Source organism: Streptomyces sp. NPDC059740, from assembly GCF_042733155.1.
GTDB lineage: Bacteria > Actinomycetota > Actinomycetes > Streptomycetales > Streptomycetaceae > Streptomyces.
Window position 1 is genome coordinate 24091 of sequence record NZ_JBHWGP010000036.1, and the last position, 20101, is coordinate 44191.

22 protein-coding genes are annotated in these 20101 nt (G+C 74.6%); 13 read left to right on the forward strand and 9 right to left on the reverse strand.

The features are described from left to right. Positions 1-261: 261 nt before the first annotated feature. The 8 genes from ACFV3R_RS28650 (at position 262) to amaP (ending at position 6402) form a co-directional block, all read left to right on the forward strand. The gene (locus ACFV3R_RS28650) at positions 262-1860 is read left to right on the forward strand and encodes an ABC-F family ATP-binding cassette domain-containing protein (RefSeq protein WP_385589166.1); all 1599 of its coding nucleotides are present in this window, start codon (positions 262-264) and stop codon (positions 1858-1860) included. A 433-nt stretch (positions 1861-2293) separates the two neighbouring features. Beyond that, a complete protein-coding gene (locus tag ACFV3R_RS28655; RefSeq protein WP_385589168.1) occupies positions 2294-2515 on the forward strand; it encodes a helix-turn-helix domain-containing protein in 222 nt (73 codons plus the stop codon). 214 nt (positions 2516-2729) lie between these two features. Then, positions 2730-3518, forward strand: a complete 789-nt coding sequence (locus ACFV3R_RS28660; RefSeq protein WP_385589170.1) for an enoyl-CoA hydratase/isomerase family protein — start codon at positions 2730-2732, stop codon at positions 3516-3518. A 360-nt stretch (positions 3519-3878) separates the two neighbouring features. After that, a complete protein-coding gene (locus ACFV3R_RS28665) occupies positions 3879-4331 on the forward strand; it encodes an Asp23/Gls24 family envelope stress response protein (protein WP_385589257.1) in 453 nt (150 codons plus the stop codon). A gap of 52 nt (positions 4332-4383) precedes the next feature. Then, entirely contained in the window at positions 4384-4581 is a 198-nt protein-coding gene (locus ACFV3R_RS28670; RefSeq protein ID WP_385589172.1) for a hypothetical protein, read from the forward strand. Between the two features lie 6 nt (positions 4582-4587). Continuing rightward, positions 4588-5007 carry a hypothetical protein gene (locus ACFV3R_RS28675; protein WP_385589174.1) on the forward strand — a complete coding sequence of 140 codons (420 nt, stop codon included), beginning with the start codon at positions 4588-4590 and terminating at the stop codon, positions 5005-5007. Next, on the forward strand, positions 5004-5747 hold the full coding sequence (locus ACFV3R_RS28680; protein WP_385589176.1) for a DUF6286 domain-containing protein: 744 nt from the start codon (positions 5004-5006) through the stop codon (positions 5745-5747). The genes ACFV3R_RS28675 and ACFV3R_RS28680 overlap by 4 nt, the downstream gene beginning before the upstream one ends. A 52-nt stretch (positions 5748-5799) precedes the next feature. Next, a complete protein-coding gene (gene amaP / locus ACFV3R_RS28685; RefSeq protein WP_385589178.1) occupies positions 5800-6402 on the forward strand; it encodes an alkaline shock response membrane anchor protein AmaP in 603 nt (200 codons plus the stop codon). 57 nt (positions 6403-6459) lie between these two features. On the opposite strand, the gene ACFV3R_RS28690 is transcribed toward amaP, so the two are convergent. The 5 genes from ACFV3R_RS28690 to ACFV3R_RS28710 all read right to left on the reverse strand — a co-directional run bounded on the left by ACFV3R_RS28690 (position 6460) and on the right by ACFV3R_RS28710 (position 11455). Next, positions 6460-7218 carry an SDR family oxidoreductase gene (locus ACFV3R_RS28690; protein ID WP_385589180.1) on the reverse strand — a complete coding sequence of 253 codons (759 nt, stop codon included), beginning with the start codon at positions 7216-7218 and terminating at the stop codon, positions 6460-6462. Continuing rightward, on the reverse strand, positions 7199-9061 hold the full coding sequence (locus tag ACFV3R_RS28695) for a glycoside hydrolase family 15 protein (protein ID WP_385589259.1): 1863 nt from the start codon (positions 9059-9061) through the stop codon (positions 7199-7201). Before ACFV3R_RS28695 ends, ACFV3R_RS28690 begins: the two co-directional genes overlap by 20 nt. A gap of 28 nt (positions 9062-9089) precedes the next feature. Then, the gene (locus tag ACFV3R_RS28700) at positions 9090-10028 is read right to left on the reverse strand and encodes an SURF1 family protein (protein ID WP_385589182.1); all 939 of its coding nucleotides are present in this window, start codon (positions 10026-10028) and stop codon (positions 9090-9092) included. A gap of 105 nt (positions 10029-10133) precedes the next feature. After that, positions 10134-10367 (reverse strand): hypothetical protein, encoded by a 234-nt coding sequence (locus tag ACFV3R_RS28705; protein ID WP_385589184.1) that lies wholly within the window; start codon positions 10365-10367, stop codon positions 10134-10136. 62 nt (positions 10368-10429) lie between these two features. Then, on the reverse strand, positions 10430-11455 hold the full coding sequence (locus ACFV3R_RS28710; protein WP_385589186.1) for a DEDDh family exonuclease: 1026 nt from the start codon (positions 11453-11455) through the stop codon (positions 10430-10432). Between the two features lie 402 nt (positions 11456-11857). Between ACFV3R_RS28710 and ACFV3R_RS28715 the strand changes: the two genes are divergently transcribed. Next, positions 11858-12763, forward strand: coding sequence for a sterol desaturase family protein (locus ACFV3R_RS28715; protein WP_385589188.1), 906 nt, complete (start codon positions 11858-11860; stop codon positions 12761-12763). After that, positions 12760-13476, forward strand: a complete 717-nt coding sequence (locus ACFV3R_RS28720; protein WP_385589190.1) for a lysoplasmalogenase family protein — start codon at positions 12760-12762, stop codon at positions 13474-13476. Before ACFV3R_RS28715 ends, ACFV3R_RS28720 begins: the two co-directional genes overlap by 4 nt. Positions 13477-13548: 72 nt before the next feature. Here the strand turns inward: ACFV3R_RS28720 and ACFV3R_RS28725 are convergent, their stop codons facing one another. Together ACFV3R_RS28725 and ACFV3R_RS28730 are read right to left on the reverse strand one after the other, a co-directional pair. Beyond that, a complete protein-coding gene (locus ACFV3R_RS28725; RefSeq protein ID WP_385589192.1) occupies positions 13549-15084 on the reverse strand; it encodes a S8 family serine peptidase in 1536 nt (511 codons plus the stop codon). Positions 15085-15249: 165 nt separating this feature from the next. Next, entirely contained in the window at positions 15250-15429 is a 180-nt protein-coding gene (locus ACFV3R_RS28730) for a hypothetical protein (protein WP_385589194.1), read from the reverse strand. 310 nt (positions 15430-15739) lie between these two features. Here ACFV3R_RS28730 and ACFV3R_RS28735 point away from each other — a divergent pair, with 310 nt between their 5' ends. From ACFV3R_RS28735 to moaA, 3 genes are all read left to right on the forward strand, one after another. After that, positions 15740-16141, forward strand: coding sequence for a DUF485 domain-containing protein (locus tag ACFV3R_RS28735; RefSeq protein WP_385589196.1), 402 nt, complete (start codon positions 15740-15742; stop codon positions 16139-16141). After that, positions 16138-17757: a cation acetate symporter gene (locus ACFV3R_RS28740; RefSeq protein WP_385589198.1), complete on the forward strand. Its 1620-nt coding sequence runs from the start codon at positions 16138-16140 to the stop codon at positions 17755-17757. Before ACFV3R_RS28735 ends, ACFV3R_RS28740 begins: the two co-directional genes overlap by 4 nt. Positions 17758-17934: 177 nt before the next feature. Next, complete coding sequence (gene moaA, locus ACFV3R_RS28745; RefSeq protein ID WP_385589200.1) at positions 17935-18924, forward strand: GTP 3',8-cyclase MoaA; 990 nt, start codon at positions 17935-17937, stop codon at positions 18922-18924. 44 nt (positions 18925-18968) lie between these two features. Here the strand turns inward: moaA and ACFV3R_RS28750 are convergent, their stop codons facing one another. Then, positions 18969-19220 carry a hypothetical protein gene (locus tag ACFV3R_RS28750; RefSeq protein ID WP_385589261.1) on the reverse strand — a complete coding sequence of 84 codons (252 nt, stop codon included), beginning with the start codon at positions 19218-19220 and terminating at the stop codon, positions 18969-18971. A gap of 291 nt (positions 19221-19511) precedes the next feature. After that, a complete protein-coding gene (locus tag ACFV3R_RS28755; protein WP_385589202.1) occupies positions 19512-19925 on the reverse strand; it encodes a DUF3099 domain-containing protein in 414 nt (137 codons plus the stop codon). Between the last annotated feature and the right edge of the window lie 176 nt (positions 19926-20101).

The following is a 20101-nucleotide window of genomic DNA, read 5'->3' on the forward strand; positions in this document are numbered from 1 at the left end:
CCCAGTGCAGCGCCCCGCGCCGCGCCCCGGCGACCGGCGGGCAGCCGTTCGGGGGAGCCCCGGCGGGCTCCGTGAGGGGGCTCGCACGCCCCGGGCCGGTGGGGGCGGGGGCCTGACCCGGTCGGCCCCCGCCCGCGCGACGGGCCGTTAGACTCCCTGGTATGGCCACACTCCTCGCGCATTAGACGGTGGGCGGCAGCTCCGCCCCACCGCCACAGCAGCCCTCCCACCCGCCGTCTTACCCGCACAGGAGTCTGTCCCGTGATCACCGCAACCGGCCTTGAGCTGCGAGCCGGAGCCCGAGTCCTCATCGAGTCCGCCTCCTTCCGCGTCGCCAAGGGCGACCGCGTCGGCCTCGTCGGCCGCAACGGCGCCGGCAAGACCACCCTCACCAAGGTCCTCGCCGGCGAGGGCATCCCGGCCGCCGGGACCGTCACCCGCTCCGGCGAGGTCGGCTACCTCCCGCAGGACCCCCGCACCGGCGACCTCGACGTCCTGGCCCGCGACCGCGTCCTCTCCGCCCGCGGCCTGGACCAGGTGCTGCGCAAGATGCGTGAGGACGAGGACCGCATGGCCAACGGCAAGGGCGCCACCCGCGAGAAGGCCATGCGCCGGTACGAGCGGCTGGAGACGGAGTTCCTCACCAAGGGCGGGTACGCCGCCGAGGCCGAGGCCGCCACCATCGCCGCCAGCCTCAACCTCCCCGACCGGGTGCTCGGCCAGCCGCTGCACACCCTCTCCGGAGGCCAGCGGCGCCGCGTGGAGCTGGCCCGCATCCTCTTCTCCGACGCCGACACCCTGCTGCTGGACGAGCCGACCAACCACCTCGACGCGGACTCCATCGCCTGGCTGCGCGACTACCTCAAGACCTACCGCGGCGGCTTCATCGTCATCTCCCACGACGTCGACCTGGTGGAGACGGTCGTCAACAAGGTCTTCTACCTCGACGCCAACCGCTCGGTGATCGACGTCTACAACATGGGCTGGCGGCTCTACCAGCAGCAGCGCGAGGCGGACGAGAAGCGCCGCCACCGGGAGCGGAGCAACGCCGAGAAGAAGGCCGCCGCGCTCAACTCGCAGGCCGACAAGATGCGCGCCAAGGCCACCAAGACGGTCGCCGCGCAGAACATGGCCCGCCGCGCCGAGAAGCTGCTCGCCGGCCTGGAGGAGGTGCGCGCCGCCGACAAGGTCGCCAAGCTCCGCTTCCCCGACCCGGCGCCCTGCGGCAAGACCCCGCTGACGGCGGAGGGCCTGTCCAAGTCCTACGGCTCGCTGGAGATCTTCACCGACGTCGACCTGGCCATCGACAAGGGGTCCCGCGTGGTCATCCTGGGCCTCAACGGCGCCGGCAAGACCACGCTGCTGCGGCTCCTGGCCGGTGTCGAGACCCCCGACACCGGCGAGGTCAGGCCGGGCCACGGCCTGAAACTGGGCTACTACGCCCAGGAGCACGAGACGCTGGACCCCGACCGCACGGTCCTGGAGAACATGCGCTCGGCCGCCCCCGACATGGACCTCGTCGAGATCCGCAAGACGCTGGGTTCCTTCCTCTTCTCCGGCGACGACGTCGACAAGCCGGCCGGCGTGCTCTCCGGCGGTGAGAAGACCCGCCTGGCGCTGGCCACCCTCGTCGTCTCCTCGGCCAACGTGCTGCTGCTGGACGAGCCGACCAACAACCTCGACCCGGCCAGCCGCGAGGAGATCCTCGGGGCGCTGCACAGCTTCACCGGCGCGGTGGTGCTGGTGACGCACGACGAGGGGGCCGTGGACGCGCTCCAGCCCGAGCGCATCATCCTGCTGCCCGACGGCGTGGAGGACCTCTGGGGCCAGGACTACGCGGACCTGGTCGCGCTGGCCTGAGCGCGTCCCGCCGAGGGCCCGCCCGGGGTCCGGCTCCTTCCCCGCGTCCGCGCCCGCACCCCCTGCCCGGCCCGCCGGGCCGGGGGTGCGGGCGCGAGGGGTCCGCCCGCCGACGCCCGGATGGATCATTCGACGGACAGGTGATCCGTCATCTGAGTGAGAGCGACTGGTACCTCGGCGAGCCCCCTCGCGCGAGGCGGCCGTCACTGCCAGTAGTCCCACGCTCCGCCCGGTTGCCCTCCTGACCTGCCGGTTTCCCCCCTCTCCGGGGAAGGCACCCGTCCGCACGCGAGGCGGAACCCCCTCCTCCGCGGCGGCGCCGCCCCCACGGTCCGTCCACCCGGGGTCCACGGACCTGACGGAATGGGTGGCCAGGAAGCGTGGAAGGGGTGATCATGAGAGTCCAGAGCGCACTTCCCATGAGGAGGCACGGGTGGCCGAGACTCTGAAGAAGGGCAGCCGGGTGACCGGCGCCGCGCGCGAGAAGCTCGCGGCAGACCTGAAGAAGAAGTACGACAACGGAGCGAGCATCCGCTCGCTGGCCGAGGAGACGGGCCGCTCCTACGGATTCGTCCATCGCATGCTGACCGAGTCGGGCGTCGCGCTGCGAGGCCGCGGCGGGGCCACCCGCGGCAAGAAGGCCGCCTCGGCCTGAACCCCGCCGCCCCAGCGGGGCGGTGCACGCAGAGGCTCAGGACCGGTCGGCCACCTCCGCGGTGTCGACCGGGCCCGGAGCGTCCGGGCCCCGGCCTGCCGGCCGGGAGCGAGACGGCCTGGCGGCAGCGCCGCGAGGCCGCCCTGTCGCGGGCCCCACGGGTGTGGTTACTGTTCAGTCACTTAACCGTGGCCGGACAACCGAAAGGCATGCCATGCCCCAGCTCGACCTGCTCGACACGGCCGGTGTGCGGCTCACCGTCGACGACGCCCTCGCGACGGTGACGCTCACCAACGCCGCCAAGCGCAACGTCCAGTCGCCCGCCTTCTGGCGCGCGCTGACGCAGGCCGGCAGGGAGCTGCCGGGCACGGTGCGGGTGGTCGTGCTGCGCGCCGAGGGGGTCTCCTTCTCCGCCGGCCTGGACCGGCAGGCCTTCACCCCCGAGGGCATCGACGGCGACCCGTCCTTCCTGGACATGGTGCGCGGCTCCGATGCGGACATCGACGCCACCATCGCCGCCTACCAGGAGGCGTTCACCTGGTGGCGCCGGCCCGACCTGATCTCGGTCGCGGCCGTGCAGGGCCACGCCATCGGCGCCGGCTTCCAACTCGCCCTCGCCTGCGACCTGCGGGTCTGTGCGGAGGACGTCCAGTTCGCCATGCGCGAGACGAGCCTGGGCCTGGTTCCCGACCTCGCCGGCACCCACCCCCTGCTGAACCTGGTCGGTTACGCCCGGGCGCTGGAGATCTGCGCCACCGGCCGCTACGTCCACGCCGAGGAGGCCGAACGCGTCGGCCTGGCCAACCTCGTCGTCCCGCGCGCCGAACTCGACTCCGCCGCGGACGACCTCGCCGCCGCGTTGCTCGCCGCCCCCCGGGACGCCGTGGTCGAGACCAAGGCACTGCTCGTCCAGGGCGGGGACCGCGGCTACGACGCACAGCGGGCCGCGGAACGCGCCGCCCAGACCCGCCGGCTGCGCGACCTGGCAGGCGTCGAGGTCTGAGCCGCTGCACCGGCACGTCACCGGGGCGTCCTCCGTCCCCGCCCGGTCAGTTCCGGGCGGGGACTGCGCGTCTGCCCGCCCGGTACCCGGCCCGCGTCTGCGGGCCCGGCCCGGGCCCGGGCGGTCTCGGCCCCGCCCGGCAGCGGTCCGGGCGGTGGGACGCCTCCGTCCCCGCCCCGCCCGGCGGTCCCTCCGGCGCCCCGCCCGCGGTCCCGGGGCGTCCCACGGGTGGAGCAGTCGTCGAGCGGGCCGCAGCGAGCCGCCCTACGGTGGGCTCAGGAGCGTGAGAACCGCCTCCGCACGAAAGGACGTCCGCTCATGTCCGACAGCGCAGCAAGCAACCGTCCTGGTCCCGGCGAGATGGAGCAGCGGGGTGACGGCGCCCGGCGGGTGTCCACCGGCAAGCGCGGGGAGGCGGGGGCGCGGGGACGCACCACCGTCGCCGACGGGGTGGTCGCCAAGATCGCCGGACTCGCCGCCCGCGACGTGGTCGGCGTGCACGCCATGGGGGGCGGCATGTCCCGCACCTTCGGCGCCGTGCGCGACCGGGTTCCCGGGGGCGGCGGGGACAGGTCCGTCACCCGCGGCGTCAAGGCCGAGGTCGGCGAGGTGCAGACCGCGCTGGACCTGGAGATCGTCGTCGACTACGGCGTCGCGATCATGGACGTGGCCCGCTCCGTGCGCGAGAACGTCGTCCGCGCCGTGGAACGCATGACGGGCCTTGAGGTCGTCGAGGTCAACATCGCCGTCAGCGACGTCAAGCTCCCCGACGAGCCGGACGACGACGAGGAGGAACAGCCCAGGATCCAGTAGCCGCGGCGCTTCCTGGCGACGTCGGTCCGGTGGAGAGCGAAGGAGCGCGTGGATGAACATGGCCGTGATCGGTCTGCTGGCCGGCATGGCCCTCGGCTTCGCCGGATTCTTCGGTGGCTTCGGGGCTTTCGTGCTGGTGGCGGCGTTGGGCGCGGTCGGCTTCGTGGCCGGGAGGTACCTCGACGGCGACCTGGACGTCGGGGACCTGTTCCACAGCCGGGCCGGCGACCGCGGCGACCGGCGGCGGTGAGCCGCGATGACCACGGCCCCCACCCATGCCGGGCCGGCGGCGGACGAGCACGCCGGGGACCCGGCCGCGGTCACGGCCGGGACCCGGGGAGCCACCTGGGTCGCCGACCGCGTCGTCGCCAAGATCGCCGCGCAGGCCGCCCGGGAGGCGCTGCGGGAGGCCTCCGACGCCGCGGGTGAGGCCCACGCGGGCGTCACCGTCCACCACCGCGACGACGACCCCGACCGGTTGGGGGAGGCCCGGGTGCACGTGACCGTCACCCTCTCCTACCCCGCCGACATCGGCGCCCGCTGCGGCGCGGTCCGCAGCCGCGTCACCGAACGCGTCAGCGCCCTCGCCGCCATGGACGTCTCCGAGGTCGCCGTGACCGTGGAGCGCCTGCAGTCACCGCACAGCGGCAACCGCGGGACGGAGCGGGTGCGATGAGCGACGACTTCGGTGCCCGGCGGGACGGCCCGGACCCCGCGGGCGGTGGCAGCGGTGGTCGGCACCGGGCCCCGGACGGCGGGGCTGCGGCCGGGCCCGAGGCGGGAACCCGGCCACTGCCCACCGCGGAACGCCCGCCCGCCGAGGAGGCGCCGGCCGAAGCGGCGGGGCCCGCCTACCACCCCCAGCCGGCCGTCGGCCGGGTCCGCCGCCTCTGGTCGTCGCGCCGCGTGCCCGCCGCCCTCCTGGCCCTCGTCGTGCTGGGCGCGTCAGCCCTGCTCCTGTACGACCTCGCCGTCGTCCGCGCGGGCGGCAGCGCCGCCCCCTGGCGGCGCACCCTGGCCCAGGACCTGGCCCACCGGCCGCTGGACGACGTGTTCACCACGATCGGCGCCGCCGTCGCCGTGGTGCTCGGACTCTGGCTGCTGGTCCTCGCCCTCACCCCCGGCGTCCGCGCGGTGCTGCCCATGCGGCGGCCCGGCCCCCACGTACGGCCGGTGCTGACCCGCCCCGCGGCGGCGCTGGTCCTGCGCGACCGGGCCATGGAGGTGCCGGGGGTGCAGTCGGTGCGGCTCAAGGTCGGCCGGCGACGGGCGAAGGCCAAGGCGGTCTCGCACTTCCGCGACCTCGACGAGGTGCGCGAGGACCTCCGCGACACCCTGGAGGAGAGCGTGGACCGCCTCGGCCTCGCCCACCGGCTGCACACCAGGGTCCGGGTCCGCCGCCCCGCCCGGCGGTGACCGGTGGGGCGGGCCGAGCCGACGGGAGACGAGACCGGGGAGAGACGAGACGGTGGGACGACAGGTACGCAAGACCCTCAACCGCATCCTGACCGCACTGGCCGGGCTGGTCCTGCTGTGCGCCGGCGGCCTGGTGCTCCTCGGCGGCCAGGACATGCCGCGCCGCTGGAACCTGCCCGCGGGCTGGCCCTGGGCCCGCCCGGACGGCGTCCTGCTCAGCCGGGCCGACCGCACCCGCTGGCGCGACCAGGGCTGGTGGTGGCCGGTCGTCCTCGCCGTCCTGGTGGTGCTGGCCCTGCTGGCCCTGTGGTGGCTGCTGAGCCAGTTCCGGCGCAACAAGATCGGCGAGGTGCTGGTCGACACCCACGACGGTGCCGGCGCACGGGTCCGCGGCCGGGCGCTGGAGGAGGCGGTGGAGACGGAGGTCGAGGCACTGCCCGGCGTGGCCCGCGCCGCCGCCCGCCTCACCGGCCGGCGCACCCGCCCCGCCCTGCGCCTCTGGCTCCGCCTGGAGCCCCACGCCGACCCCTCCCGGGCGGTGGCGCACCTCAACGAGGCCACCCTGCCCGGGCTGCGGGACTCCGTCGGAGCCGACACCCTGCCGACGGAGATCAGGCTGGGCGGCGTGCGCCACGGGGCCGAACGCGTGCAGTGACGCAGGCCCCGCCCCGCTCCTCCGGCCCCGCACCCCCGGCCCCGCCGGCCGGTGCCGTCAGGAGACGCTGCGCCCGGCCCCGCCGTCCACCGGCACCATCACGCCGTTGACGTACCCGGCGGCGGGGGAGAGGAGGAAGGCCGCGACCCTGCCGAACTCCTCGGGGTCGCCGTAGCGGCCCAGCGGGATCGCCGCCTCGTTGCGGGCCCTGGCCCGCTCCGGGTCGCCCGAGGCCGCGTCGAGCTGCTGCATCCGGTCCGTCGCGATCCGGCCCGGCAGCAACCCCACCACCCGGACACCGCGCGGACCGACCTCGTCCGAGAGCGACTTGGCGAACCCGGCCAGCCCCGGGCGCAGGCCGTTGGAGATCGTCAGGTTGCCGATGGGCTGCCGCACCGAGCCGGAGAGCACCAGGGCGATCGCACCGCCCTCGCCGAGCTCCGCGGCAGCCGTCCTCGCCAGCCGCACCGCGCCGAGGAAGACCGATTCGAAGGCGTCGCGCCACTGCTCGTCGGTGTTGGTCGCCGCGGTGCCGGGCGGCGGGCCGCCCACGCTCACCAGCATGCCGTCGAACCGCCCGAAGTGCTCCCGGGCGGCGGCGATCAGCCGCTGCGGCGCGTCCGCGTCGGCGTTGTCGGCGGCCACGCCCACCGCACCCTCACCCAGCTCCGCGGCGGCCCGGGACACGGCGTCCTCGGTGCGCCCGCTCACCACCACCCGCGCCCCGTCGGCCAGCAGGGCCCGCGCGGTGGCGAGGCCGAGGCCGCGGGTCGCCCCGGTGACGACGTACACCCGTTCATTCAGTCCAAGATCCATGGGGCCAGTCTGCCTCCGCGCCGCCCAGCAGTGTGAAGGCGGTCCCCAACAGGCCGACGTGGCTGAACGCCTGCGGGAAGTTCCCGAGCTGCCGGCCGGCCGCCGGGTCGTACTCCTCCGCCAGCAGCCCCACGTCGTTGCGGCAGGCCAGCAGCTGCTCGAACAGCTCCCGGGCCTCCTCGTGCCGTCCCGTGAGGTACAGCGCGTCGGCCATCCAGAACGAGCAGACCAGGAACGCGCCCTCACCACCGGGCAGCCCGTCCACCGGGGAGTCCCCGCCGCGGGCGTCACCCGGGTGGGTCCCGTAACGGCGCACGAAGCCGTCGCGGCCCAGCTCCCGGCGCACCGCGTCGACCGTGCCCACCACCCTGGGATCCGAGCCCGGCAGGAAACCGACCCGCGGTATCAGCAGCGTCGCCGCGTCCAGTTCCCGGGAGCCGTAGGCCTGCGTGAAGGTCCCGCGCTCGGCGTCGAAGCCCCGCTCGCAGACCTCGCGGTGCACCTGCGCGCGCATGGCCCGCCAGCGGTCGGTGTCGGCGGGCAGGTGCGGGTTGGCCTCCACGGTGCGCAGTGCGCTGTCCGCCGCGACCCACGCCATCACCTTGGAGTGGACGAACTGCTGCCGCCCGCCGCGCACCTCCCACAGCCCCTCGTCGGCCTCCCGCCAGTGGGACTCCAGGAAGTCCAGCAGGGAGCGTTGCAGGTCCCAGCCGTGGGGCGCCGGGGGCAGGCCCGTCTCGCCGGCCAGCCACAGGGAGTTGAGGACCTCGCCGTACACGTCGAGCTGGAGCTGGTCCACCGCCCCGTTGCCCACCCGCACCGGCCGGGACCCGCCGTACCCCGCGAGCCAGTCCAGCTCGGTCTCCGGGAGCCGCCGCTCGCCCGCCACCCCGTACATGATCTGCAGGTCCGCCGGGTCCCCGGCCACCGCCCGCAGCAGCCAGTCCCGCCAGGCCGCGGCCTCCTCGGTGTAGCCGGCGCGCAGCAGGGAGCCCAGGGTCAGGGTGGCGTCGCGCAGCCAGCAGTAGCGGTAGTCCCAGTTGCGGACCCCGCCCAGCTCCTCGGGCAGGGAGGTGGTCGGGGCCGCCACGATCCCGCCGGTCGGCGCGTAGGTCAGCGCCTTCAGGGTGATCAGGGAGCGCATCACCGCCTCGCGGTGCGGGCCGCGGTAGCGGCAGTGCGCGGCCCACTCCCGCCAGTCGTGCAGCGTCTGCTCCAGCGCCCGGTAGGGGTCGATGTCGCGAGGCCGGGACTCGTGCGAGGGGTGCCAGGTGAGGACCGAGGCGACCTTCTCGCCCGCGCCCACGGTGAACCGGGCCCGGGTGCCGCCCGCCACCTCCTCCGCCCCGGTCCCGGGGACGGTGCGCAGCCACGTCGAGTCGGGCCCGGCGACGGCCACCTGGCAGCCGTCGGTGCGCCGGGTCCAGGGGACGATGGAGCCGTAGTCGAACCGCAGCCGCAGCTCGCTGGTCATCTCCACCCGGCCGGACAGACCCTCGACGATGCGCACCACGTCGGGGGCGCGGTCGCGTTGCGGCATGAAGTCGGTGACGCGGACGGAGCCGGTCGGCGTCTCCCACTCGGTGTCCAGCACCAGCGAGTCCCCGCGGTAGGAACGGCGGGGCCGGGCGTGGGCCGCGGTCGGGGCGATGCGCCAGTGACCGTTGTCGCGGTCCCCGAGCAGGGCGGCGAAGCAGGCGGCGGAGTCGAAGCGTGGCAGGCAGAGCCAGTCGATCGACCCGTCGCGGCAGACCAGTGCGGCGGTCTGCAGGTCGCCTATGAGCGCGTAGTCCTCGAGGTGTGGTTGCACGAGCGGGCTTGTGCCCCACGCACGCCGGGGCAGTCACCGTCGGGCGGCAGTGAGGGACGCCTCACGCCGGGTGGGCGGCGGAGTCCACGGGCTCCGCACCCTGTGCGCCCGCCGTCCCCGCGTCGTTCGTGCCCGCCGTCTCAGCGCCCGCCCCGGCCGCGGTGTCCGCGGTGGACGGGGTGTCCCCGCCGTCCCCGCCCGGGGTGCCGGCGCCCCGGGCCTTCTTCGCGGCGCGCGCGGCGGCCTCGGCCCGGTCGCGGACCTCGCGGCGGACCAGCACGACCCAGCCGACCGGCACCGCGGCGGCGAACAGCCACCACTGCACGGCGTAGGCCATGTGCGGCCCGATGCTGTCGTGGTCGGGGGCGGGGACCTGCTCCGGCTTGCCGTGCGCCGCCTTGGGGGAGGTCTGCTCAAGGTAGCCGCCGAGCACCGGGCGGCCCAGGGAACGGGCCTGCTGGTGGCTGTTGATGAGCATGACCTGGCGGGCGGGCAGGCCCCGGGTGTCCTTGATGCCGCTGGCGGTCGTCTCGTCCGGCCGGATGCGGCCGGTGACGGTCACCCGGCCCGAGGGCGCGGCCGGTACGTGCGGGAACCTGGTCAGGTCGTCACCGGCGGCGATCCACCCGCGGTTGACGAGTACCGCGTCACCGGAGCGCGGGCCGCCGGTGAGCACCAGCGGCGTGAGCACGTAGTAGCCGATGCTCTGGCCGTCGGCGGCGGTGCGCTGCCGCACGACCACCTCGTGCCGGGTGTCGAACCGGCCGGTCGCGGTGACCGTACGCCAGGTGTCGTCCTGCGGCACGCTCCGGCCCGGCGCGGACAGGTCCGTCATGGGCACTGCCTCGGCGGACAGGGACCGCTCGATGAGCTGGTTCTGCGCGACGCGGCTCTCGTGGCGGTGCAGCTGCCAGAAACCCAGTCGGATCATCACCGGGATCATGACGAGTCCCAGAAGGGTGAGGATCACCCACTGCCGGGACAAAAGGAAGCGGTACACGTAGGCGACGGTACCCCCCGTCGCGCCGCGGCCCGGCAGTGGGTCCCGGCCGGGCGCGCCCGGAAGGGGTGCCGGGCCTGCTCGCCGCGGCCCGCCCGCCCGGCCTCAGACGCGGTCGGCGAGGCCCTTCTCGCCCTCGGCCCGCGCGCAGTGCGCCCCGCAGTAGAAGCGGCCCTCCGCCTCCACGCCCTGCCCGATGATCTGGACCCGGCAGTGCTCGCACACCGGTGCCATCCGGTGGATGGCGCAGGCGAAGCAGTCGAAGGTGTGGACCACGCCCTGCGCGTGCACCTCGAACGCCATCCCGTAGTCGTTTCCGCAGACCTCACAACGTGCCATGGCGCCACCATGGGCGAGGACCGCCCGGCGGCGCGCCCCGGGCTCGCGTGTCGGGGCGCACTTCACCCGGACGACGGCGCCGGCGCCACGTCCCGCAGGAGGTGGGTGAAGGCCGCCTCGTCGATGACCGGCGTCCCGAAGGCCCTTGCCTTGGTGACCTTGGAGGTGGGGGCGTCCGGGTCGTTGGTGACCAGCAGGCTCGTCAGCCGCGACAGGCTGGAGGCGACGTGCAGCCCGGCCGCCACGGCCTGGTCCTCCAGCAGCTCCCGGTCCACCGAGGTGTCCCCGGAGAAGGCCACCCGCATGCCCTGCACCAGACGCCCGCCCGCCTCGTACCGCCCCGGGTTGGGGTAGGGGCACTTGGGGAGCCGGCGGGAGGCCCGCCAGGTGCCGCCGCGTCCGCCACCGCCCCAGCCGGCCCCACCGGTGGCGGGGGACGGTCCGTCCGTCCAGCGGGTGAGGGGCTGGCAGGCCAGCAGCGGCAGCCGGGCGCCGACCCGCGCCGCGTGGTGCAGGCTGGGCCGGAACGCCTCGGCCAGCACCCGGGCGTCGTCCAGGGCGTGGTGGGCGCGCTGCTGGACGACGCCGTAGTGCGCGGCGAGCGACTCCAGCTTGTGGTTGGGCAGCGGCAGCGCCAGCTCCTTGGCCAGGGCGATGGTGCACAGCCGCTGCCGCACGGGGGCCTCCACCTCGGCGCGGGCGTACTCCCGGGCGATCATGGACCAGTCGAAGACGGCGTTGTGCGCCACCAGCACCCGCCCCGCCAGGCGGCGCGACAACTCCTGCGCCACGTCCCGGAAGTCGGGCGCGTCGGCGAGCATCTCGGTGGTGAGGCCGTGGATCCACACCGGGCCCGGATCACGCCGCGGGTTGACCAGGGTGTACCAGTGGTCCTCGACCTCGCCGCGGGCGTCCAGCCGGTAGACGGCGGCCGACACTATGCGGTCGTCGCGGGCGAGCCCGGTCGTCTCGACGTCGACCACCGCGTAGCCCTCGGGGTAGCCGTCCGGCCAGGGGGCGGGGTGCCCCTGGCGCGGCACGCTCCCAGGGGGGATCGGGTGGGCTGCTGCCGTGCGGTCCTCGAGCATGGTCACTGAGAATACGGGCCGCCACCGACAGCGCCGCGCGGGTGGTGGCGCGAAGGGGGCCGCCCGGGCGGCCCCGGCCCCGGCGACGCCGTCGCGGGTGCGGCGTGAGGGGCCGCCAACACCGCGCCCGGGGAGGGGATGTGGAGACTCCCGGCGTGGTGGGCGGCCGGCCGCGGACGAGGGGCGGCCGGTGCCGTCGCCGACGGGTCCGGTCGCGGACGCCGGCCGACGTCCCGTCAGGGGCGCCGGACCGTCCGGTGAAAGCCGCATACGACCGGGAGTGGCCCGAAACTGGACGTAAGGGGGTGTACCGCCGAGAGAGGGGGCGGCCCCGGAGGCCGGACGAAACCGGCCGGTAACAACGTCTGGCCACGCCCGGCCGAGCGCCCCTATCGTGCCAGCATGCCGCACCTGCCCGACGTCGTGCTGTGGTCCATACCCGCGTTCGTCCTCCTCACCGTCCTGGAGGTCGTCAGCTACCGCCTCTTCCCCGACGAGGACGCCGCGGGCTACGAGGTGAAGGACGCCGCCACCAGTGTGGGGATGGGACTGGGCAGCCTGGTCTTCGACGCCCTCTGGAAGATCCCCATCGTCGCCGTGTACGCGGCGCTCTACGAGGTGACGCCGTTGCGCGTCCCCTTCCTGTGGTGGACGCTGCTCCTCGCCCTCCTCGCCCAGGACTTCTTCTACTACTGGTCGCACCGCGGCCACCACGTGATCCGCGTGCTGTGGGCCTGCCACGTCGTCCACCACTCCAGCCGCAACTTCAACCTCACCACCGCCCTGCGGCAGCCCTGGACGAGCTGGACGGTCTGGCCGTTCTACCTGCCGATGATCGCCGCCGGCGTCCACCCGGCAGTGCTCGCCTTCTGCCAGTCCACCAACCTCGTGTACCAGTTCTGGGTGCACACCGAGCGCGTCGGCAGACTGCCCCGCCCCCTGGAGTACGTCCTCAACACCCCCTCCCACCACCGCGTCCACCACGCCTCCCAGGGCGGCTACCTGGACCGCAACTTCGGCGGCATCCTCATCCTCTGGGACCGCCTCTTCGGCTCCTTCGTCGCCGAGTCGGAGCGTCCCGTCTACGGCCTGACCAAGAACATCGACACCTACAACCCGCTGCGGGTCGCCACCCACGAGTACGCCGCCATCTGGCGCGACGTGCGGGCCGCGACGACCTGGCGGGAGCGCGCCGGACGGGTCTTCCGCGGCCCCGGCTGGCAGCCGGCGGCGCCCGCCGGCGCGGTCGGCACCGGCCGCGGCCCGGCAGCCTCCCAGGCACCGGCCACCGAGGGCCGCGCCGCGTGAGGACCGGCAGCTCCCCGTGGGGCCGGCCGGCCGCGCCCCGGTACGCCGCAGCCCTGTGGTGGGCCTTCCTCGCCGCCTCCGCCGCCCACCTGGCCGCGCTGCTCGCCGGCGCCGGGGACGTCGCCCGGCTGTCCAAACCGGTGCTGATGCTGCTGCTGGCCGGGTGCGTGGCGGCGCGCGGCGCGGGACTGCTGACGGGCGCGGCACTGCTCGCCGGGTGCGCCGGGGACACCCTGCTGGGCCTCGACTCCGACACCGCCTTCCTGTGCGGCATGGCGGCGTTCGCCGTCGGCCACGCCTGCCGGCTCGCCTTCTTCGCGCGACGGGGGAGCGGAGCGGTGTCCTCTCGCGGCGGTCCCGGCCTCACCCTCCTGTACGCCGCGCTCTGGCTCGGTGTGCTCGCCGCCCTGTGGCCCGGCCTGCCGCCCGCACTGCGGCTCCCGGTCGCCGGGTACAGCCTGCTGCTCGCGGCCACGGCGAGGGCCGCGTGGCGGCTGGGCCCCGTCGCGGCGCTCGGCGGTGCCCTCTTCCTCCTCTCCGACACCCTGCTGGCGACCGGGCTCGCGCACTGGCGGCCCCTGCCGGAACAGACCTGCTGGGTGATGGCCACCTACCTCGCCGCCCAGTACCTGCTCGCCCACGCCGAGACCGCGGCACCCCGCGCCGGACGGGCCGGGGGCACCGCCGCCGAGCCGGCCGCCGCAGGGGGCTGACGCGGGAGCGGGGGGCAGGGGAGCGCACCGGCGCCGGCCCGGGCGGCGACGAGCCCGGGCCGGCGCAGGGTGTCAGCGCCGGACGGCGTCGAGCGCGTCCACCAGGCCGTAGCCGTAGTGGCTGTTGACGTGGCGGGTGCCCGTGCAGGTCGCGTCCGAGGCGGGACACCCCGGGTTGTCGGCCTCCAGCTTCAGCAGCCACTGGATCTCCTGCGGGCTCGCCCCCGGATGCGCGCTGCGCAGCAGTGCCACCACGCCCGCCACGTGCGGTGTCGCCATGGACGTGCCCGCCAGGTAGGCGTACTCGCCGCCGGGCATGGTCGACAGCACGTTGCCGTTCTTCGCCGGCAGGTCCGGCACCTGGGTGCTGTCGCCGCCCGGCGCGGCCACGTCGATCCGGCCCAGGCCGTAGTTGGAGTAGTACGACCGCAGCCCCTTCGCCCCCGTCGCGGCGACGGTGACCGTCCCCGGCAGCTGCGTGGGGACGTCCCAGCAGGTCGCCGGGTCCACCGTCCGGCTCACCGGGGTGGAGTCGTCCGGGCTGGAGGTGTCCTTCAGCTTCGGCGCGGCCAGGTCCATGGCCGAGTTGCCGGCCGCCGCGACGTTCACCACGCCGCGCCGCTCGGCGTACCGGGCGGCGCGGCCCACCGCGTCGAGGATGGCGCGCTGGCCGGCGTCCCCGCGGCAGTTGAACAGCCACGGGTCGACGTAGTAGCTGTTGTTGGTCACCGCCACGCCGTGGTCGGCGGCGAAGACGAAGGCGCACACCACGCTCTCGGCGTAGAACATCGAGGTGCCCGGTTCGCTCACCTTCAGCGCGGCCACCTTCACCCCCGGCGCCACGCCCGCGACGCCCACCCCGTTGCGCGCCGCGGCGATCGTGCCCGCCACGTGCGTCCCGTGGTAGTCGCTCGCCGGGTCCCAGGGGCGCCAGGCACCCGGCGAGGTGTCGGCCCGGCCGCCCACGCAGCTCGCCGACTGGCGTGCGGAGAAGTTGGCCTTCAGGTCCGGGTGGGTGTCGTCCACGCCGGTGTCGATGACGGCGACCGTCACCCGGCGGCTGCCGTCGTCCACCTTCGCCGCGCGGTCGGCCCGGATCGCGGAGATGTCCCACTGCAGCGGCTCCAGCGGCTCCCCGCCCGCGGCCGTCCCGCCCCGCGCCCGCTCGACCTGCCGGGCCTGCCCGAGCGCCTGCTTCAGGTCGACCTTCTGCGGCCGGCCGATGTCGGTGGTGCCGGACGCCCGCAGCGGCGCGGTGCGCGTGGCCCCGGCCGACTGCACGCCCGGGACCGCCCGCATCGCCTCCGCGAAACCGGGAGCGCCGGAGTGGGCGACGGTGACGCCGATCCGCTCGTACGCCACGACGACCGAACCACCGGCCGCGCGCACCGCACGGGCCACCGCCCGGGTCTCCACGGCCCCCGGCACGGCGTTCACCACGTAGGACAGCTGCGGACCGTCGGCGGCGGGAGCGGCGGGGACGGGCCCGCCCGCCGCGAGGGCCGTCGACGGTGCCTGGGCGAACGCGGCGACCAGGACCAGCCCGGTGGCCGCCAGGAGGGTGCGCCCGCGTCCGGAGCGGGATGGAACGGAGCGAAGCTGCGCCATGAGGACTCCACATCGTCCGTGTCTGCGCCCGCGCTGGACACGCGCCGGCGGCTGATGACGAGTGAAGCTAGCGGCGAGTGCCCCCGCACATCAACGGCGCCCGTACGGGACAGGGTCCACCGCCCCGGCCGAAACCGCACCACCCGCGCGGCGGTGAGCACCGCGTCACAGGCTCCGCAGGGCGTGGTAGTTCAGCAGCGGCAACGCGACCTGGGGGCCGTACCACCGGCCGCGGGGCACCACCACCGGACGGGGACGTTCCGGCAGCGGAAGAGCGGCCGGCAGCCGCACCGTCCCGAAGGGACGGCGGCCGGGCCCAGGTGACGGGGTCGGTGGGGCGCTCACACCCGGACAACGAACGGCACTCCCACCGGTGGCGGCCCGTCCGGGCCGGGACGGGGGTTGACCGGCGCCGTCACCCGGACGGGTCCCCCCGCGACCGCACCCCGCGGCACCGGCCGGGCCCGATACCCGCGCGAACACGGGACCGGCAACCCGCACATCGTCAAGAAACCCCCGGGATTTGGCCAACGCACCCTCTGTCGGAACACCACTCCCGGCTCTACGATGCGTGACTCACGTCACTCGTCCGCACCCCAGCGGACCCATGCCGAGCTGCCGGGCCCCCGACCGGCGGCCACCCCCGGAGGACCCGTTGAGTACCGCACCACCCGCGGAGCCCAGCCCGCCCGAGCCGGCGGGAACCGGCGCGCCGGCCACCGCGCCCGCCGACGGCCCGACCGGCATCGACGCCGAGCGCTTCGTCCGGACCCAGAACAGCCCGGAGTTCGCCGAACTACGCAGCGCCCACCGCTCGTTCGCCTTCCCCCTGACCGTCGCCTTCGTCCTCTGGTACCTCGCCTACGTCCTGCTCTCCAACTACGCCGGCCCCTTCATGGCCACCAAGCTGTTCGGCAACGTCAACGTGGCGCTGGTCCTGGGACTGGCCCAGTTCCTCACCACCTTCCTGATCGCCTGGTGGTACTCCCACCACGCCGCGACCCGGCTCGACCCCCGGGCCCGCGAGATCCGCTCCCGCCTGGAGGGTGACGCGTGACCCCCACCCTGCTCGCCGCGGCCGGCGCGGGCCAGCACCGCGTCCTGATCGTCACGCTCTTCGCCGTCTTCGTCCTGGCCACCCTCGCCATCACCGTCTGGGCCGGCCGCACCACCCGCGGCGCGGAGGACTTCTACGCCGGCGGCCGGGCCTTCAGCGGCTTCCAGAACGGCCTGGCGGTCTCCGGCGACTACATGTCGGCCGCGTCCTTCCTCGGCATCGCCGGCGCCATCGCCCTCTTCGGCTACGACGGCTTCCTGTACTCCATCGGCTTCCTGGTCGCCTGGCTGGTGGCGCTGCTGCTGGTCGCCGAGCCGCTGCGCAACTCCGGACGCTTCACCATGGGGGACGTCCTCGCCTACCGCATGCGGCAGCGGCCGGTGCGCACCGCCGCCGGTATCTCCACGATCGTCGTCTCGATCTTCTACCTGCTCGCCCAGATGGCCGGCGCCGGCGCCCTGGTGACGCTGCTCCTCGGCATCACCGGCGAGGCCGGGCAGATCCTCGTCGTCGTCCTCGTCGGCATCGTGATGATCCTCTACGTCACCATCGGCGGCATGAAGGGGACCACCTGGGTGCAGATGGTCAAGGCCGTGATGCTGATGGCCGGCACCCTCCTGATCACCTTCCTGGTGCTGCTCAAGTTCCACTTCAACGTCTCGGAACTGCTCGGGCAGGCGGCGAGCGGAAGCGGCAAGGGCGCCGCCTTCCTCGAACCCGGCCTGAAGTACGGAGCCACCGCCACCTCAAAGATCGACTTCCTCTCGCTGGGCCTCGCCCTCGTCCTGGGCACCGCCGGGCTGCCGCACATCCTCATCCGCTTCTACACGGTGCCCACCGCCAAGGCCGCCCGGAAGTCGGTGAACTGGGCCATCGGCATCATCGGCGTCTTCTACCTGATGACCATCGCCCTCGGCTTCGGTGCGGCCGCCCTCCTCAAGCCCGAGGACATCGTCGCCTCCAACAAGGCCGGCAACACCGCGGCGCCCATGCTGGCCGAGGCGGTGGGCGGCGGCGCCGGCTCCACCGGGGGCGCCGTGCTGCTGGCGGTGATCTCCGCCGTCGCCTTCGCCACCATCCTCGCCGTCGTCGCGGGCCTCACCCTCGCCTCCTCCTCGTCCTTCGCCCACGACCTGTACGTCAACGTCATCCGCAAGGGCAGGGCCACCGAGCAGCAGGAGATGAGCGCCGCCCGGTGGGCCACCGTCGGCGTCGGGGCCGTCGCCATCGTCCTCGGGGTGTTCGCCCGCAGCCTCAACGTCGCCGGCCTGGTGGCACTCGCCTTCGCCGTCGCCGCCTCCGCGAACCTGCCCACGATCCTCTACAGCCTCTTCTGGAAGCGGTTCACCACCCGGGGCGCGCTGTGGTCGATCTACGGGGGACTGCTCTCCTCGGTCCTCCTCGTCCTCTTCTCGCCCGTCGTCTCCGGGAAACCGGCATCGATGTTCCCCGGCGCCGACTTCGCGTTCTTCCCGCTGGAGAACCCCGGCCTGATCTCCATCCCCCTCGGCTTCCTGCTGGGCTGGCTGGGTTCCCTGACCTCCCGGGAGGAGCCGGACGCCGCCAAGTACGCGGAGCTGGAGGTGCGTTCCCTCACCGGCACCGGCTCGCACTGACCGCGTTCCACCCGCCCGCGCGGGACCGGTGGCCGGGCGGCCTCGTAGCTCCCTACGAGGCCGCCCGGCCGTGGTGGTGGCAATACGCACTGCCGTGCCGGCGGCACGTCCCGTACGCTCAAGGGGAACGGGACGGCGACCGCCGTCCGCAGCCTTCGGGACCGGGGAGGGGGCCACGTGCTGCTCGACACCTATGGCCGGGTCGCCACCGACCTGCGCGTCTCGCTGACGGACCGCTGCAACCTGCGCTGTACGTACTGCATGCCCGAAGAGGGTCTGAGCTGGCTGGCCAAGCCGGACCTCCTCACCGACGACGAGATCGTCCGCCTCATCGGCCTCGCCGTGACCCGCCTGGGCGTGACGGAGGTCCGCTTCACCGGCGGCGAACCCCTGCTCCGCCCCGGCCTGCCGGGCATCGTCGAACGGGTGGCAGCCCTGCACCCACGGCCCCGGATGTCCCTGACGACCAACGGCATCGGCCTGGCCCGCACCGCCGAGGCCCTGCGGGCCGCCGGCCTGGACCGCGTCAACGTCTCCCTCGACACCCTGCGCCCCGAGGTCTTCACCGCCCTCACGCGCCGCCGCCGCCACAGCGACGTGCTGGCCGGTCTCGCCGCCGCGCGCGCCGCGGGCCTGACCCCAGTGAAGGTCAACGCCGTCCTCATGCCCGGCCTCAACGACGACGAGGCGCCCGACCTGCTGGCCTGGGCGGTCGCAGGCGGCTACGAGCTGCGCTTCATCGAGCAGATGCCGCTCGACGCCCAGCACGGCTGGAAGCGCGAGGGCATGATCACCGCGGGCGACATCCTCACCTCGCTGCGCACCCGCTTCCACCTGACACCGGAGGCCGAGAGCGCACGCGGCTCCGCGCCGGCCGAACGGTGGCTGGTGGACGGCGGCCCCCACCGGGTCGGCGTGATCGCCTCCGTCACCCGGCCGTTCTGCCGGGCCTGCGACCGCACCCGGCTGACCGCGGACGGACAGGTCCGCACCTGCCTGTTCGCCACCGAGGAGACCGACCTGCGGCGCGCGCTGCGCGAGGGGGTGGACGACGAGGAACTCGCCCGCCTGTGGAAGACCGCGATGTGGGGCAAGAAGGCCGGCTCAGGCCTCGACGACCCGTCCTTCCTCCAGCCCGCCCGGCCCATGTCGTCCATCGGCGGCTGAGGCGGAACCCCGCCCAGCCACCGGCGGGTCAGCCCCCCGGCGGGTCAGCCCTCCTGCGGCCAGTCGGCCAGCGCGACCACGTCCTTGAGGAAGCCGCGCACCCCCAGGAAACCGGCGAGGTGCTCGCGGTGCTCCTCGCACGCCAGCCAGGTCTTGCGGCGGTCGGGAGTGTGCAGCTTCGGGTTGTTCCAGGCCAGCACCCACACGGCGTCGGCCCGGCAGCCCTTCGCCGAGCAGATCGCCGCGTCCACCGAGGAGCCGGAGGACGCGGAGGGGAGACCCGGGAGACCGGGCAGGGAGGAGGAGTGCGCGGAGTTCACCCGACAAGCCTAACGACCCGCGGTCGGGCCACGCCTGCGGGCGGAGGCCCCGGCGGCCACCGGCCCACGAAGGGCGGGGCGGGAAGCGCAGACATGACGACGCCGGGCAGCCACGGGGGGAGCCGCCCGGCGTCGGTCCGTCGCTCCGACGGGGGATGCGGAGCGCGTACGAAGTATGTCACGCACAGGTCCACCGGAGGGACGGAAGAACGCGATTGCTCTGAGCTTTTCTTGAGCTTTGCCGCCCGCTGCCGAGGCCCGGGCGCATCACCTCTGGTCAGCGCCGTGCGCTGCCTCATGCGGGGGCTCCGACTCCGCTACCGGTTCCGGTCCCGCACCCTTCTCGTCATCCTGACCACCCGGTGCGCGGTCCCCCTGCTCGTGCCCGGACTCCAGCATCGGCTTGAACGGGCGGGCGATGAAGGTCGACGGCAGCGAGGGCGCGTTCTCGCGGCCCGCGTTGGCGATGACCACCGCGATGTACGGCAGCACCAGCCCGAGCACCAGCGTGGCGATCGCGAAGGGCCGCTCGATGTTCCACAGGGCGACCGTGAGGATCACCGAGACGGTACGGATCGACATGGAGATCACATAGCGTCGCTGCCGGCCGCGCACGTCCTCCGACAGGCCCGCGCGGGCCCCCGTGATCCGGAAGGTCTCCGTGTTCCCGTGCTTCCGCATCGCTCTCCACCACCTGCTGCTCCGCCGGGCGCGCACCCCGCGCCGACTCCCCCTCCACGGTACGCCGCGCCCTCGCCCGGGACGAGAGCGGGGACGGCGCGGCGGCAGGCCCGAGGTGCGGTCGCAGCGGCTCCCGCCGAGACTGGGTGCTGCGGCTCGGCACACCCCCGCCGCAC